This window comes from Streptomyces sp. NPDC042100, from assembly GCF_055582325.1.
This window is the reverse complement of sequence record NZ_JBVJDK010000037.1, coordinates 1-1,388: the sequence shown is the minus strand read 5'-3', so window position 1 is coordinate 1,388 and position 1,388 is coordinate 1. Positions and strand designations below refer to the sequence as shown.

The window sequence follows — 1,388 nt, the reverse complement described above, 5'->3', positions numbered from 1 at the left end:
GTGGACTCGCAGCTGACGAGTGAGCGGTCGCCGGACGGGCGGGTGGAGGTCTTCGCGATCAACGGGACCGTCGCCCAGCACCTCTGGCAGAGCGGGATCAACGCCCCGTACGGCCAGTGGACGGACTTCGGGGGCGGCGGCACCGAGATCACCGCGACGAGCAACGCCGACGGACGCATCGAGGTGTTCGGAACCAGCCACGCCGGCGTCTACCACAAATGGCAGACCGGCCCGACGACATGGTCCGAGTGGGCGTGGGTGAACGCCAACGCCGGTCCCGCGATCGATTGAGGAGACAGCAGTGAGAACCGCACGGCGGTCCCCCCGCGCACCCCACCGCGCCGTCCTTTCGGCGTTCGCCTCGCTGCTCCTGGCGGCGGGCATCCTCACCGGCACCGCCTCGCCGGCCCATGCCGCGTCGAGCGACCTGTGCGCCCAGGTCGGCTATCAGGCCGGTTTCCGGGGCGACGGCCTGGTCACGGCCGTCGCCGTCGCCCTCGCCGAGTCCAGCTGCGACCCCTCGGCGACCAACACCACCAACAACACGCCCCCGTCGCGCGACCGAGGGCTGTGGCAGATCAACGACTACTGGCACCCCGAGGTGAACGACGCCTGCGCGTACGACGCCCAGTGCAACGCGAACGCGGCGTTCACCATCTCCAACGGCGGCACCAACTGGGAACCCTGGTCCACCTACAACGCGGGTCACCACCGGCGCCACCTGGACGAGGCGCGCGCCGCGGTGGACCGGCTCGGCAACCCCGGCCCCGGTCCCGCCCCCGTGGTCTACCCGGCGGAGTCGGGGCGGGTCGTCTCGGCCCGTTCGGCCGACGGGCGGCTCGAAGCCTTCGCCGCCGGTGCCGACGGCGTCCACCACGCCTGGCAGCTCGCCGTGAACGGCGCCTGGTCCGAGTGGGAGCCGCTCGGCGGTCCGGGCGGCGCGGAGCTGGCGATCGCGGCGAACGCGGACGGGCGTCTGGAGGTGTTCGCGATCAACGGCAGTACGTTCAAGCACCGTTATCAGGTGGCGCCTTCCGGTGGCTGGTCTGGCTGGGAGGACTTCGGCGGAGGCGGACGCGACATCGCCGTGGGTACCAATGCGGACGGGCGCATGGAGGTCTTCGCCTCGGGTCCGGTCGGCCTGTTCCACCGCTATCAGACGGCGGCCAACGGCGGCTGGTCGGGCTGGGAGCCGACGGGTGGCGGTCCCGCCGATGCCCGGGTGGAGGTCGAGAAGTCTCCGGACGGGCGGCTTGAGGTCTTCGCGCTGAACGGGAGCACCTTCCAGCACCAGTACCAGACGGCGGTGAACGGCGGCTGGTCGGGCTGGGAGGACTTCGGCGGTGGCGGGCGTGATCTGACCGTGGATCACAATCAGGACGGGCGGA

2 protein-coding genes are annotated in these 1,388 nt (G+C 71.5%); both read left to right on the top strand.

Annotated elements, in window-relative coordinates; all coding sequences use genetic code 11:
* Positions 1-291 (top strand): DUF8189 domain-containing protein (locus ACZ6J5_RS36090; RefSeq protein WP_469398174.1); only part of this gene is annotated, 291 nt, incomplete at its 5' end.
* Positions 292-301: 10 nt separating this feature from the next.
* Positions 302-1,388, top strand: a 1,087-nt coding sequence (locus ACZ6J5_RS36085; protein WP_469398173.1) for a DUF8189 domain-containing protein, incomplete at its 3' end; no start/stop codon positions are given.